Raw genomic sequence first — 12,890 nt, 5'->3', positions numbered from 1 at the left:
TTTCAGCAGCAAACCGGGGTCAGAAAATAAGCGAGACGCCGCCGTTTTGACGGGTCTCGCAGCAACGAGAGAAGTTGATCAAAGAGTCAGTGTCTGCGGGAGATTGTCGATTGCCGGCAAATTTGCATCGACAATTGCACGACTTGTTGGAATGACCAATCTGGTGAACATGACCAGACATACCCGGGCTTGCTCCGGATCATCAATCGAAAGTCAGGGAAAAGTTATGCAAGGAAAATGAAGAAAGACAGAACAGGAAGTGCGTTCACAGGGAGGAACTGCATTTTTCAGAGCAGAAAAGACAAAAGGGCCCATCTTGCGATGGACCCTTCATATCTGGTGCGGCTGGCAGGAATCGAACCCACGACCCCTTGGTTCGTAGCCAAGTACTCTATCCAGCTGAGCTACAGCCGCGAAAGGCAGAATTATAGCAGCTTATTCAGAATGCGCCAGAATTATTATGACGAATCTGACACAACAATAAACAAGCAATAAACAAGCAATAAATCAACCAAAAACAACCGGCATGACAGGCATGCCATCAAACAATGTCATCGCATCCGACACTGGCATCAGTGGCAGCATTTTGCAATGCCATTCACTCACCTGCTGCCATTGCTGTGCAATGTGATACCGACATTTCCGGCATCAAATAAAAAAGGTGCTGACACTAAAAGACAAAAGGGCCCATCTTGCGATGGACCCTTTATATCTGGTGCGGCTGGCAGGAATCGAACCCACGACCCCTTGGTTCGTAGCCAAGTACTCTATCCAGCTGAGCTACAGCCGCGAAAAACGAGATTATAGACTGCTTTTATTGGCAATGGAAGAGTGAAATAAAAAAACTTGCTGTATTTCACCTCCGTTATCTGGATTCTTCATTTTCATTGCCTATATACTTCCCTGCTTCTTCTTTTCAGTTTGCGCTGCAATCACCCACGACACCATGACCGGTAACGATACTGCCACCACCAGCCTGACCGCAGAAACCATCCGGCACGACGAGCGGCGGCGGATTGCGCGTGACCTGCATGACGAACTGGGCAGCCAGCTGACGGCGATCAAAATGGCGCTGGCACAACTGACCCGGCGCCTGCCGCCTGAAACCGATCTGCTGTCGCAAGCCAGCCATACCGACACGCTGATAGACGATGCGATTGCCGCCATGCACATGATCATCGATGATTTGCATCCGCCGGTGCTCGACCTCGGTCTGGCCAGCGCACTGGAGCACCTGAATCAAAGCTTCGGCCGCCAGACCCGGCTGGCTTGCAGTTTCAGCGCCCTGCCGGCAGACGCCAATCCGGCACCGCTGCCAGCCATCCATTTGTATCGCATCGCTCAGGAAGCGCTGAACAATGTCGCCCGGCATTCGCAGGCCAGTCAATCGCACATGCATTTGCTGCTGACCGACAACCACCTGGAATTGCACATTAGCGATAATGGCTGCGGCATCAGCGCGCCCGACTTGCAGCAGGCACAGGGATCCGGCATCCGCGGCATGCGGCAGCGTGCACAGCAACTCGGCGGCAGCTTGCATATCGGCAGCAGCGATGCGGGAGGAACCCTGCTATCGGTATGGATACCTGTCATGCCCCACGGTAACACTATAGAATGACGAGCAATATCGAGCCGGCCCACAAATTCATGATGAAAAAGAACAGTGCTGCAATCAAAGTCCTGATCGCCGACGACCACGCGATTGTCCGCGAGGGATTGAAACAGATTTGCAGCAACACCAAAGATATCGTCGTCGTCGGCAATGCAGAGAATGGCGTGGAAGCAGTCAAGCTGTGCCGACTCGGCCTCAGCGACGTGGTACTGCTCGACATCATCCTGCCCGACCGCAACGGCATCGACATCCTCAAGCAGATCAAAAAAGAAATGCCGAAGCTGCCGGTACTGATGCTGTCGATCCATCGTGAAGACCAATACGCCATCCGCGCCCTCAAGGCCGGCGCTGCCGGATTTCTGAACAAGCAGGCGGCACCGGCAGATCTGGCCAGTGCGATCCGGCAGGTAGCCGCCGGCAGAAAATACATCAGCCCTTCACTGGCGCAGGAACTGGCCAACCAGATCGGTTTTGACCACGATACGCCGCCGCACGAGACACTGTCCGACCGCGAATATCAGACCATGATCCTGATTGCCTCCGGTAAAGCCGTCAGTGATATCGCTACCGAACTGTCGCTCTCGGTCAAGACCATCAGCATGTACCGCTCACGCGTGCTGAGCAAGATGCGACTGCGCCACAATGCAGAGCTGACGCACTATGCACTCAAAAACCACTTGGTGGAATAAAAGCCCGGGAAGATAGCCCAAGCCAGCCAAGCGACGGTAGAATGTCCAGCATGATCCGGACCTGACAAAACAGGGCCGGCAGGTCGACCGTAGCATATTGATCCACCCGGGCTGAACAAACCGGCAATATTTTTCGGTAATGAATTCGGCCATCAGATACTGCGCATAATAAAACGACAATCAGGCATGTCAAAAAAACCGTCATCTCAGAGTCCCGTCGATATTGCACGAGAAGCATTTCAGCAACTTGCCATCCGGCGGGTGGCCCCCACTCCCGAAGCTTACCGTGCCGCCTACGAAGAAATTGTCGGCACCAAAAGTGAAATCCGGGCCGAAACCGTACTGGCCGGATTTGCCGTCCACCTGACGCAGCAACCGGGCGATATCGGCAAACTCGGGCTGCGCCTGAGCGACGCCTTTGAGGTCAACGACTGGCAAGAATACGGCACCCTGCTCGACGAATTTGTCGAACAGTACTTCCCGGCCCGCAATCTGGTGCCGCATGGCGAACTGGTACCGATCGATCTCGAACGCCAGTTCATCCGCGACAGTAAAAAAGAAAAGATGCTGCGCGAAGTCCTGGCGCGCGTACTGACCTTCAATCTGGCCTCGCTGTTGCAAGATGCGCCTGAACTGGCGGCGGAATCGCAGGCGATTGGTGCAGAACTGAAGGAAGCGTTTTCAGAACAGGCCATGACCGAAGTCATCACGCGCCTGAAACAACTGAGCTTTCAGATCGAACTCAAGACCGGCGACATCGCCGAGCAGCAAGAATTGCTGATGCGCCTGTTCCAGCTGCTGCTGGAAAACATGCACGGCTTGCTGGAAAAAGGCTCGTGGCTCAGCAGCCAGATCTCGACCGTGCAAGAACTGATTTCCGGTCCGATCAGCAAGACGTCGCTGGCCGACGCCAGCAAGACCCTCAAGGAAGTGATCTACAAGCAAGGCTTGCTGAAAAATACCCTGTCGGAAGAAAAAGTGACCGTCAAGAACATGATGCTGACCTTTGTCGACCGCCTCAGCGCGATGGTATCGACCACCAGCAACTATCACCAGACGATTACCGGTTACTCACAGCAAATTGCCCAGGCCGGCGACATCAGCGATCTGAATTCGGTGCTCAACGGCATCATGCGCGAAACCAAGGTGGCGCAGGACGAGGCACTGTTGTCGCGCGATGAAATGATTCATGCGCGTCAGGAAGTGCAAAAAGCCGAAGCCCGCATTCAGGCACTGGAAACGCAACTGGTGCACATGGGTGAACTGGTGCGGGAAGATCAGTTGACCGGCAGCCTGAACCGGCGCGGCATGGATGAATCGCTGGAACGTGAAATCATCAACGCCGACCGCCGCAACACGCCGTTGTGCGTGGCCCTGCTCGACCTCGATGATTTCAAGCGCATCAATGACACCCATGGCCACGCTACCGGTGATGAAGTACTGGTGCACATGGTGCAGGTGGTCAAGGATACGCTGCGCAAGCTGGACGTGATTGCCCGCTTCGGCGGCGAAGAATTCCTGGTGGTGCTGCCGGAAACCACGCCCGAAGATGCAGTCCAGATCATTACCCGGGTGCAGCGTGAATTGACCAAACGCATTTTTATGCATAACAGCCAGCGCCTGTTGATCACTTTCAGCGCCGGCGTTGCCTTGCGCGCACCGGGCGAAAATCAGGCAGACCTGATCGCCCGTGCCGACGCGGCCCTGTACAAGGCCAAGAATGCCGGCAAGAACCGCGTGATATTTGCCGACTGACGGCAGCGATCAGGGCAAGGCCAGCGGCGGCGATGCTGCCGACTGACGCCACGCGCGCCAGCCCATGAAGGCCAGCACCACGAACACGCCATACAACAATGCGGTCAGGTGCAAATGCTTGTAGACGTACAGGCCGACATACAGAATGTCGACTGCAATCCAGACCAGCCAGTTTTCGATTTTCTTGCGCGATAACAGGAATTGCCCGACCAGACTGCCCGCCGTCAAAAAACCGTCCATGTGCGGCACGTCGGTATCGGTCAGGCGATGCAAGAACTGCGACAGCAGAATAAAGCCCGCCAGCCAGGCCATCCCGCACCACAACCAGCCGTTGCGCGTCAGGCGCGATACCTGCAAGGGTTGATGGGCGCTGCCGCCACGCAGCCACTGATACCAGCCCCAGATCGATACCGCGACAAACACGAACTGCAAGCCGGCATCACCGTACAGACGCGAGCGCACGAATACCGCCGCATACAGCAACGATGAAAGAATGGAAAACAGCCAGGCCCAGTGGTTCAGACGGATATTCAACCACACCGTGGTGATCGCCAGCAGGAAGGAAATCAACTCCAGCGGCGTCGTGATCAGTCCGAATACGGACCATGCGTCATTGAGCGACATCCGATGTGTCCGGCTCAGCGACGTGGGGAAGAGGCAGCGGCAGTGGTCGCCGCAGCCGGTGCGACCGGCGTTGCTACTGCGGCCGGTGTGGCCGGTGCGGTGCCGGCACCCGGCTCCAGTACCTGCACAAAAATTTCGTTTTGCTTGATCATGCCCAGCTCATAACGCGCACGCTCCTCAATCGAACCGGTGCCCAGCTTCAGATCCTGCACTTCCGATTCCAGCTTGGCATTGCGCGCCTTGAGCTCATCATTCTTTTTCTGCGCCTGATGCACCTGTTGATCCAGGTCCCATACCCGCAGCCATCCCCCCTTACCCAGCCAGAGCGGATACTGGATCAGCACCAGGAGGGCTGAGAGACAGAGGATGATGAGGCGCATCGCAGGCGAACAAGGTAATGCCCGGCGAACCGGGCATCCACACTTACTTCAGATTGTAGAAAGCCGAACGGCCAGGATAGCTGGCGATATCGCCCAGATCTTCTTCGATACGCAGCAACTGGTTGTACTTGGCCATGCGATCCGAGCGCGACATCGAGCCGGTCTTGATCTGCAAGGCATTGGTGCCAACCGCGATATCGGCGATGGTCGAATCTTCGGTTTCGCCGGAGCGATGCGAAATCACGGCGGTGTAGCCGGCGCGCTTGGCCATTTCGATAGCGGCAAACGTTTCGGTCAGGGTACCGATCTGGTTGATCTTGATCAGGATCGAATTGGCGATGTTCTTGTCGATGCCTTCTTTCAGGATCTTGGTGTTGGTGACGAACAGATCGTCGCCGACCAGTTGCACCTTCTTGCCCAGCGTTTCCGTCAGCAATTTCCAGCCCGCCCAGTCGTTCTCGGCCATGCCGTCTTCGATACTGATGATCGGATACTTGTCGCACCACGAAGCCAGCAAGCCGGTCTTCTGGGCTGGCGTCAACACCATGTTTTCGCCTTCCAGATGGTAGCTGCCATCCTTGTAGTATTCGCTGGCAGCGCAATCCAGACCCAGAGCGATCTGGGTGCCCGGCTCGTAACCGGCTTCTTCGATGGCTTGCAGAATCAATTGAATCGCGGCTTCGTGGTTTGCCACGTTGGGAGCAAAACCGCCTTCGTCGCCGACCGAAGTGGTCAAACCCTTGGCGTGCAAAATCTTTTTCAGCGTATGGAACACTTCGGCGCCATAGCGGATCGCTTCGCGGAAGCTTGGTGCTCCCACCGGAATGATCATGAATTCCTGCAGATCCAGATTGTTGTCGGCGTGAGCGCCACCGTTGATGACATTCATCATCGGCACTGGCATTTGCATCGAACCGCTGCCGCCGAAATAGCGATACAACGGCAAGCCGGCTTCTTCAGCAGCGGCCTTGGCCACCGCCATCGACACTGCCAGCGTGGCATTCGCACCCAGACGTGCCTTGTTGTCAGTGCCGTCGAGATCGATCAGCGTACGATCCAGGAAAGCCTGTTCATTGGCATCCAGACCCATGATCGCTTCGGAAATCTCAGTATTAATATTCTCGCAAGCCTGCAACACGCCCTTGCCGAAATAGCGGCTCTTGTCACCGTCACGCAGTTCGATCGCTTCGCGCGAACCCGTCGACGCACCCGACGGTACAGCGGCACGGCCGAGAACACCGGATTCCAGCAAGACGTCGCATTCGACGGTCGGATTGCCGCGCGAATCAATAATTTCGCGGCCGATAATATCAACGATTGCACTCATTCAACATCTCCATCTAGCAAGGTTTTTATACAAGAAAGCTACTTTTGCTCTGGCCGCCGGGTCAATTCTCCGGCGACAGAGTCAGGCAATAGCGGGCAATACCAAAAACGGCATCAGGAAAAATCGTTTTCCAGGAATGGCGTCTTTTTGACAATACGATCCAGATCGATCATGGTCGCCAGCAAATCCTTCATGCGCGCCAGCGGCACGGCATTCGGACCGTCCGACTTGGCTTCGGCCGGATTCGGGTGGGTTTCCATGAACACGCCGGCAATACCGACGGCAATCGCCGCCCGCGCCAGCACCGGTACAAACTCGCGCTGACCACCGGAAGACGTGCCCTGACCACCCGGCAACTGCACCGAGTGGGTCGCATCAAACACGACCGGCGCGCCGGTTTCACGCATGATAGCGAGGCTGCGCATATCCGATACCAGATTGTTGTAACCGAACGAAACACCGCGTTCGCACGCCATGAAGTTATCTTCCGGCAAACCGGCTTCGGCAGCAGCAGCACGGGCCTTGGCGATCACATTGAGCATATCGTGAGGTGCCAGGAACTGGCCCTTCTTGATATTGACCGGCTTGCCCGATTGCGCACAGGCGCGGATAAAATCCGTCTGACGGCAAAGGAAGGCCGGCGTTTGCAGCACGTCAACCACGGCTGCCACCGGCTTGATTTCCTCGATGTCATGAATATCGGTCAGGACCGGCACACCAATTTCGCGCCGCACCCTGGCCAGAATTTCCAGTCCCTTTTCCATGCCCAGACCGCGAAACGACGTTCCTGAAGAACGGTTCGCCTTGTCGAACGAGGACTTGTAGATGAATGGAATACCGAGCGCAGTTGTGATTTCCTTCAACTGGCCGGCAGTATCCATGGCCATCTGTTCCGACTCGATCACGCAGGTGCCTGCGATCAGGAAGAATGGATGTTCGAGACCGACATCGAAGCCGCATAATTTCATGCTTTTTCCTTCGCCTCAGCGTGATGCGCCAACGCTGCCTTGATGAATGAAATGAACAACGGGTGACCATCGCGCGGGGTGGACTTGAACTCAGGGTGATATTGCACGCCCAGATACCACGGATGTGAATCCGGGCCGGTACGCGGCAATTCCATGATTTCGCACAAGCCTTCGGTCGGCGTACGTGCCGACACCACCAGACCGGCTTCTTCCACGCGGCTCAGATAGAAATTATTGGCTTCATAACGGTGACGATGACGCTCGGTCACGGTATTGCCGTAAATTTCTGCGGCCAGCGTACCCGGTTTGACTTCACAGGTTTGCGCACCCAGACGCATGGTGCCGCCCAGATCCGAATTGGCGTCGCGACGCTCGATCTTGCCGTCGCGGTTTTGCCATTCGTCGATCAGCGCCACTACCGGCTGTTCCGTTTCCGGATCAAACTCGGTCGAATTGGCTTTGGTCAGGCCGGCCTTGTTGCGCGCATATTCCAGCAACGCCACCTGCATGCCCAGACAGATGCCCAGATAAGGCAGTTTGTGTTCGCGCGCAAAACGGGCGGCAGCAATCTTGCCTTCGACGCCACGCTTGCCGAAGCCGCCTGGCACCAGAATCGCATCGTACTTGGCCAGTGCATCGGTACCGGTGGTTTCGATTTCTTCCGAATCCAGGTATTCGATATTGACGCGGCTGCCGGTATGAATACCGGCATGACGCAAGGCTTCCGTCAGCGACTTGTAGGACTCGGTCAGGTCGACATATTTGCCGACCATGCCAATGGTGACTTCGGCGGAAGGATTTTCCTGCGCCTGAATCAGCTTGTCCCACACGCTCAGATCGGCCGGCTTTGGCGACAGGCCCAGCTTTTCGCAAATGATGTCATCCAGCCCCTGATCGTGCAGCATTTGCGGAATCTTGTAGATGCTGTCGGCATCCCATACCGAAATGACGGCATCGACGTGCACGTTTGAGAACAGCGAAATCTTGTCGCGTTCATCGTCCGGAATACGGCGATCCGCACGGCACAGCAAGGCATCCGGCGAAATACCGATTTCGCGCAGTTTTTGCACGCTGTGCTGGGTTGGCTTGGTTTTGAGTTCGCCGGCCGATGCCAGATAAGGCACCAGTGTCAGATGGACAAACGCGGCAGCATTGCGGCCGGCGCGCAGCCCCAACTGACGTGCAGCTTCCAGGAACGGCAGCGATTCGATATCGCCGACGGTACCGCCGATTTCCACCAGCGCGACGTCATAGCCTTCCGCGCCGCGATGGATGAAATCCTGGATTTCGTTGGTGATATGCGGAATCACCTGCACGGTCTTGCCCAGATACTCGCCGCGACGTTCCTTGCGGATCACGGATTCGTAAATCTGGCCGGTGGTGAAATTATTGACCTTCTTCATCTTGGCGGTGATGAACCGCTCATAGTGGCCCAGATCCAGATCGGTTTCAGCGCCGTCGTCGGTAACGAAGACTTCGCCATGCTGGAATGGACTCATCGTTCCCGGATCAACGTTGATGTAGGGATCGAGTTTCAGAAGGGTGACTTTAAGGCCGCGCGATTCAAGAATCGCAGCGAGGGACGCGGCGGCAATCCCCTTGCCCAGGGATGAGACGACGCCGCCAGTGACAAATACAAACTTGGTCATTACAAAGAAGTGCCGAACGGCACGTGCGGGAAATTCGAATTATACCTCAAACCATCCGGTTTTGATCCCCCGCTTTTGGCAAGCCGCGTATTTTTCAAGTCACTGCCGGCGGTTTTCCTGACAGCAATGACTGGATCATTTCATGGGTAGCCTTGGCCGCCGCTTCCGGCGATTCCATCGGGAACAGGTGGCCGCCGGGAATTTGCAGGAAATGCGATCCGACCAGACGTTTGGTACCGGTCAGCCCGGCCATGCGGCATTCGACCGAATCGGTACCGCCGACAAAACCGATCGGCACCGGATACGGACGCCGCGTGAGCGCGCCCAGATGATGCGGCAATGTGCGATAGACCTCGGTTTCGGTTTCGCGCCGGAAACGCAGCCGCACCCCGCCTGATGGTTCCGGCTCCAGACCGTGCGCCACATAATCGCGCAACACGCGCTGCGGCCACGCGGCAAACAGCGCCTTGGCCGCATAGTGCTGATACGCTGCCTCCATGTCAGGCCAGACATTGCGACGCCGGATCGACGCCACCGCCGGCGAGCGCTGGCTTTCCAGCTTGAACAGTTTCACCAGCCGCAACGCCGAAGCGCGCCAGCCAGTCACTACCGGTGAATCGAGCAACACCACGCAGCGCACCAGATCCGGCCGCTTGCGCGCCGCCATCAGACTCAGAATGCCGCCCATCGAATGCCCCACCAGAATCACCGGTTCCTGATACCGGTGCGCCAGTTCTTCGCCCAACTCCTTGCCCAGCTTGCGCCAGCCATCTTCCACCGGATACGCCGGATTATGCGCATGCAGCGGCAAGGCGCGCACATCGTAATGCGCACGCAATTGTTCAAAAAACACGCCATAGGTGCCCGCCGGATAACTGTTGGCATGGGCAAAATGCAGAATCGGATTGCTCATATTGAATTTGTCGGGTGAATCAGATCGTTACATTGCAAACGCAAAAATTATCAAATGAACACCATGCAGAACCAACCCGCCTGGGAAACCCTGAATCAAAGCGCCGCACAAGACAAAAGCATAGCAGAATCAGGCTTATCGGTAATCGCGCCGGTCCGCTGCCAAGGGTCAGCGTCAACGCCGGTTCAGGTCTCTGCCGGCAGCGGGGTTTCCTCCACGGACGCCAGATGCAACAGACCAAGCTGCGCCGATCTTTCCGCAATCATGGATTCCACCAGGCCTTTGATTTGCTGCTCGACCAGCCGGATCGCGCGCGTGATCGGTCGTCGCACGGCGGTGGCCAGCACCAGCCGGGTCTGCAAACCCGGTGCCGCAATCTTGCGGGCGATCAGCGTGCCAGCCGCCAGCTCCTCCAGCACCGCAGGTTTCGCCAGTATGGTACCGGCCATGCCGCTGACCACCATTTTCTTCAGCAACTCCAGGGTGTCCACTTCAAAAGCGACTGTCAGCGACTCACCGGCATCGCCGGCAGCATATTCCAAAGTACGACGCAGGCCATGATTGCGCGTCGGCAGCACCAGCGGAATCCGGGCAATTTCCGCCAGTGTTGCGGCTTCGGAGGTATTCAGGCCAGCGCTGGCGGCGGGCAGAATCAAAAACAGTTCTGCTGCTGCCAGCGGATCTACGGTAATGGTGGAAGAACGCCGGGCATCATGCAGCACCGCCATGTCCAGCCGGCCATCCACCAGCCATTCATGAACATAGCCGCTGTAACCCGAGACAATATTGACCTGCAGTTGCGGATACTTTTCGCGGGTGGCGGCAATCAGGTCCAGTCCAAACAAATTGCATACGGTCGGCGTCAGCCCCACCGTCACCAAGCCGCGCGGCGAATCCCGCTCCGACTGCAATTCGCTCGGAATTGCCGCCAATTGCCGCACCAGCGGCCGCGCCCGCTCCAGCAGCGCCTGTCCTTCCAGGGTCAGTGACACGCCACGGCCATTGCGATAGAACAGGCGCACCCCGCACTCTTCTTCCAGCTTTTGAATCTGACGCCCCAAGGCCGGCTGCGCCAGCCCGAGCACCGTGGCAGCTTTGGAGAAGCTGTCGAAGTCAGCTACCTGCATGAGGAGCTCCAGCCTGCGCAAGTTCATGTCTGCTTATCCTTTGGATATACAAAAAAAGCATAGCTGATATGCCAGCTATGCCATTGATGCCATTTCCGGATCATACAACAATGCATGCACCGTCAGCCATGTCTTCACCACTCACTTTGCCCAGCCGAACAGAATGAACCTCACTACTTCCTCCCACGCCCTGCTGTCGGTCTTCGCCGCCAATCAGATCGACCGCGTATTCCTGGTCCCCGGCGAAAGCTATCTGGGCATCCTCGATGCACTCAGCGACTTTCCCGCTATTGATGTGGTGACTTGCCGCCATGAAGCCGGGGCCGGCTTCATGGCCTGTGCAGATGGCCGGCTGACGCGCCGTCCGGGCGTGGTCATGGTTAGCCGCGGACCGGGCGCGACCAATGCCGCGATTGCGGTGCATACCGCGCAGCAAGATGCGGTGCCGCTGATCCTGATCGTCGGTCAGGTTCCGAAAGCCGACTTGCGCAAAGAAGCGTTTCAGGAAATCGACTATCAACAAATGTATGGCAGCATCGCCAAATGGGTCGTCGAGGTCACCGCGCCGGAGCAAATTGCGACGGCGGCATTGAAAGCGATTCGCATCGCCACCAGCGGCACACCCGGCCCGGTAGTCATGGTGATCCCGGAAGACGTGCAGCAGCAGACGGTGGCAACGCCGCACTGGCAGGCGGTAGCGCAGGCCTCGACGCAACCGTGTGCGGAGACGACGAACCACATCGCGCGCTTGCTGAGCAATGCCGAACGGCCGCTGATCATTGCTGGCGGCGCGTTTGCCGCCAACGGTGGCCGCGCCGCGCTGCTGGCACTGGCAGAAAAGTATCAGGTGCCGGTAGCGGTGTCCTTCCGCCAGCATGATATTTTCCCCAACAATCATCCGCTGTATGCCGGTGAACTGGGATTGGCAAATCCGGCGGAGCAGATTGCGCTGTTTGACTCCTGCGACTTGCTGCTGGCGCTGGGTACGCGTCTGGGCGATATCACCACCCAAGGTTATCGGTTTCCGCGCTTGCCCGATCCGGCACAAACGCTGGTGCACGTATGGCCCGACCCGCACATTGTCGGCCTGCACTTCAGCCCCGATATCGGCGCCGTATGCGACCCGGTGGCATTGAGCATGGCGCTGCTGGTCAACACCGAGGCCATCAGACCGCGCCCGGAATGGGCTGCAGCGGTCAATGGCATCGCGACGCGTCTGGCCACATGGCCCGAACATGACGTCAGCGACGGCGTCGCATTTTCCAGCGTGGTCCGCGCTCTGGCGCAGCGGGCACCGGCAGATGTGGCCATCTGTCTCGATGCCGGCACGTTTGCGGCACCAGTCTATCGCCACTTCCCTTTTACATTCCCGCAGCGCCTGATGGCGCCGTTGTCCGGCGCCATGGGGTATGGCACACCGGCTGCGATTGCCACCCAGTTGCGACGCCCGCAGCAAAAGACCGTTTGCATGACCGGCGACGGCGGCTTCCTGATGACCGGCAATGAAATCAATGCCGCGGTGGAACGCAACTTGCCTATCCTGTTCATCGTTTCCAACAATAACTGCTATGGATCAATCCGCATCCATCAAGAGCGCTCTTATCCCGGGCGTCATGTGGGAACCACCCTGTCCAATCCCGACTTCGTGAAAATCGCGCAAGCATTTGGCATCACCGCTGAACGCATTTCCCGCGCCGATCAGATCGATGCCGCCATTGAACGCGGTCTGGCGGCGCAACAGCCGTATTTTATTGAAGTCACTACCAGCCTGGCTGCGGTCCTGCCCAAAACCAGTACGGCACGGCCCACAGCCGCACGCAGCGGCGACTGACGGCCGGCGGGGAAG

Annotated in this window: 11 protein-coding genes and 2 tRNA genes; 4 read left to right on the top strand and 9 right to left on the bottom strand. The window is 57.4% G+C overall.

The window, feature by feature from the left end:
- Positions 1–337: 337 nt before the first annotated feature.
- Together AKL27_RS00660 and AKL27_RS00655 are read right to left on the bottom strand one after the other, a co-directional pair.
- Positions 338–414 (bottom strand) — tRNA-Arg (locus tag AKL27_RS00660).
- A gap of 299 nt (positions 415–713) precedes the next feature.
- Positions 714–790 (bottom strand) — tRNA-Arg (locus AKL27_RS00655).
- Positions 791–946: 156 nt separating this feature from the next.
- Between AKL27_RS00655 and AKL27_RS00650 the strand changes: the two genes are divergently transcribed.
- The 3 genes from AKL27_RS00650 to AKL27_RS00640 all read left to right on the top strand — a co-directional run bounded on the left by AKL27_RS00650 (position 947) and on the right by AKL27_RS00640 (position 4,056).
- Entirely contained in the window at positions 947–1,618 is a 672-nt protein-coding gene (locus AKL27_RS00650; protein WP_050460635.1) for a sensor histidine kinase, read from the top strand.
- A 29-nt stretch (positions 1,619–1,647) separates the two neighbouring features.
- Positions 1,648–2,301, top strand: a complete 654-nt coding sequence (locus AKL27_RS00645) for a response regulator (RefSeq protein WP_050460812.1) — start codon at positions 1,648–1,650, stop codon at positions 2,299–2,301.
- 186 nt (positions 2,302–2,487) lie between these two features.
- A complete protein-coding gene (locus AKL27_RS00640; RefSeq protein ID WP_050460634.1) occupies positions 2,488–4,056 on the top strand; it encodes a GGDEF domain-containing protein in 1,569 nt (522 codons plus the stop codon).
- Positions 4,057–4,065: 9 nt separating this feature from the next.
- On the opposite strand, the gene pnuC is transcribed toward AKL27_RS00640, so the two are convergent.
- The 7 genes from pnuC to AKL27_RS00605 form a co-directional block, all read right to left on the bottom strand.
- The gene (gene pnuC / locus AKL27_RS00635; RefSeq protein WP_050460633.1) at positions 4,066–4,680 is read right to left on the bottom strand and encodes a nicotinamide riboside transporter PnuC; all 615 of its coding nucleotides are present in this window, start codon (positions 4,678–4,680) and stop codon (positions 4,066–4,068) included.
- A 14-nt stretch (positions 4,681–4,694) separates the two neighbouring features.
- The gene (ftsB, locus tag AKL27_RS00630) at positions 4,695–5,060 is read right to left on the bottom strand and encodes a cell division protein FtsB (RefSeq protein WP_050460632.1); all 366 of its coding nucleotides are present in this window, start codon (positions 5,058–5,060) and stop codon (positions 4,695–4,697) included.
- A 43-nt stretch (positions 5,061–5,103) separates the two neighbouring features.
- Positions 5,104–6,387 (bottom strand): phosphopyruvate hydratase, encoded by a 1,284-nt coding sequence (eno, locus tag AKL27_RS00625; protein WP_050460631.1) that lies wholly within the window; start codon positions 6,385–6,387, stop codon positions 5,104–5,106.
- A 113-nt stretch (positions 6,388–6,500) separates the two neighbouring features.
- On the bottom strand, positions 6,501–7,355 hold the full coding sequence (gene kdsA / locus AKL27_RS00620) for a 3-deoxy-8-phosphooctulonate synthase (RefSeq protein WP_050460630.1): 855 nt from the start codon (positions 7,353–7,355) through the stop codon (positions 6,501–6,503).
- Complete coding sequence (locus AKL27_RS00615; protein WP_050460629.1) at positions 7,352–9,004, bottom strand: CTP synthase; 1,653 nt, start codon at positions 9,002–9,004, stop codon at positions 7,352–7,354. Before AKL27_RS00615 ends, kdsA begins: the two co-directional genes overlap by 4 nt.
- 94 nt (positions 9,005–9,098) lie before the next feature.
- The gene (locus tag AKL27_RS00610; protein ID WP_050460628.1) at positions 9,099–9,917 is read right to left on the bottom strand and encodes an alpha/beta fold hydrolase; all 819 of its coding nucleotides are present in this window, start codon (positions 9,915–9,917) and stop codon (positions 9,099–9,101) included.
- 185 nt (positions 9,918–10,102) lie between these two features.
- Positions 10,103–11,071 carry a LysR family transcriptional regulator gene (locus AKL27_RS00605; RefSeq protein ID WP_050460627.1) on the bottom strand — a complete coding sequence of 323 codons (969 nt, stop codon included), beginning with the start codon at positions 11,069–11,071 and terminating at the stop codon, positions 10,103–10,105.
- A 136-nt stretch (positions 11,072–11,207) separates the two neighbouring features.
- Here AKL27_RS00605 and AKL27_RS00600 point away from each other — a divergent pair, with 136 nt between their 5' ends.
- Positions 11,208–12,875: a thiamine pyrophosphate-dependent enzyme gene (locus AKL27_RS00600; RefSeq protein ID WP_050460626.1), complete on the top strand. Its 1,668-nt coding sequence runs from the start codon at positions 11,208–11,210 to the stop codon at positions 12,873–12,875.
- Positions 12,876–12,890 lie beyond the last annotated feature (15 nt).

Origin of the sequence: Herbaspirillum autotrophicum, assembly GCF_001189915.1 — a bacterium.
Taxonomy (GTDB): domain Bacteria; phylum Pseudomonadota; class Gammaproteobacteria; order Burkholderiales; family Burkholderiaceae_D; genus Herbaspirillum; species Herbaspirillum autotrophicum.
This window is presented reverse-complemented; position numbering and strand designations above follow the sequence as displayed.

Bases quoted from the DNA above. Each gene is read 5' to 3' on its own strand.
- AKL27_RS00650 (WP_050460635.1), top strand. From the start codon at position 947: ATGACCGGTAACGATACTGCCACCACCAGCCTGACCGCAGAAACCATC.
- AKL27_RS00645 (WP_050460812.1), top strand. From the start codon at position 1,648: ATGATGAAAAAGAACAGTGCTGCAATCAAAGTCCTGATCGCCGACGAC.
- AKL27_RS00640 (WP_050460634.1), top strand. From the start codon at position 2,488: ATGTCAAAAAAACCGTCATCTCAGAGTCCCGTCGATATTGCACGAGAA.
- pnuC (WP_050460633.1), bottom strand. From the start codon at position 4,680: ATGTCGCTCAATGACGCATGGTCCGTATTCGGACTGATCACGACGCCG.
- ftsB (WP_050460632.1), bottom strand. From the start codon at position 5,060: ATGCGCCTCATCATCCTCTGTCTCTCAGCCCTCCTGGTGCTGATCCAG.
- eno (WP_050460631.1), bottom strand. From the start codon at position 6,387: ATGAGTGCAATCGTTGATATTATCGGCCGCGAAATTATTGATTCGCGC.
- kdsA (WP_050460630.1), bottom strand. From the start codon at position 7,355: ATGAAATTATGCGGCTTCGATGTCGGTCTCGAACATCCATTCTTCCTG.
- AKL27_RS00615 (WP_050460629.1), bottom strand. From the start codon at position 9,004: ATGACCAAGTTTGTATTTGTCACTGGCGGCGTCGTCTCATCCCTGGGC.
- AKL27_RS00610 (WP_050460628.1), bottom strand. From the start codon at position 9,917: ATGAGCAATCCGATTCTGCATTTTGCCCATGCCAACAGTTATCCGGCG.
- AKL27_RS00605 (WP_050460627.1), bottom strand. From the start codon at position 11,071: ATGAACTTGCGCAGGCTGGAGCTCCTCATGCAGGTAGCTGACTTCGAC.
- AKL27_RS00600 (WP_050460626.1), top strand. From the start codon at position 11,208: ATGAACCTCACTACTTCCTCCCACGCCCTGCTGTCGGTCTTCGCCGCC.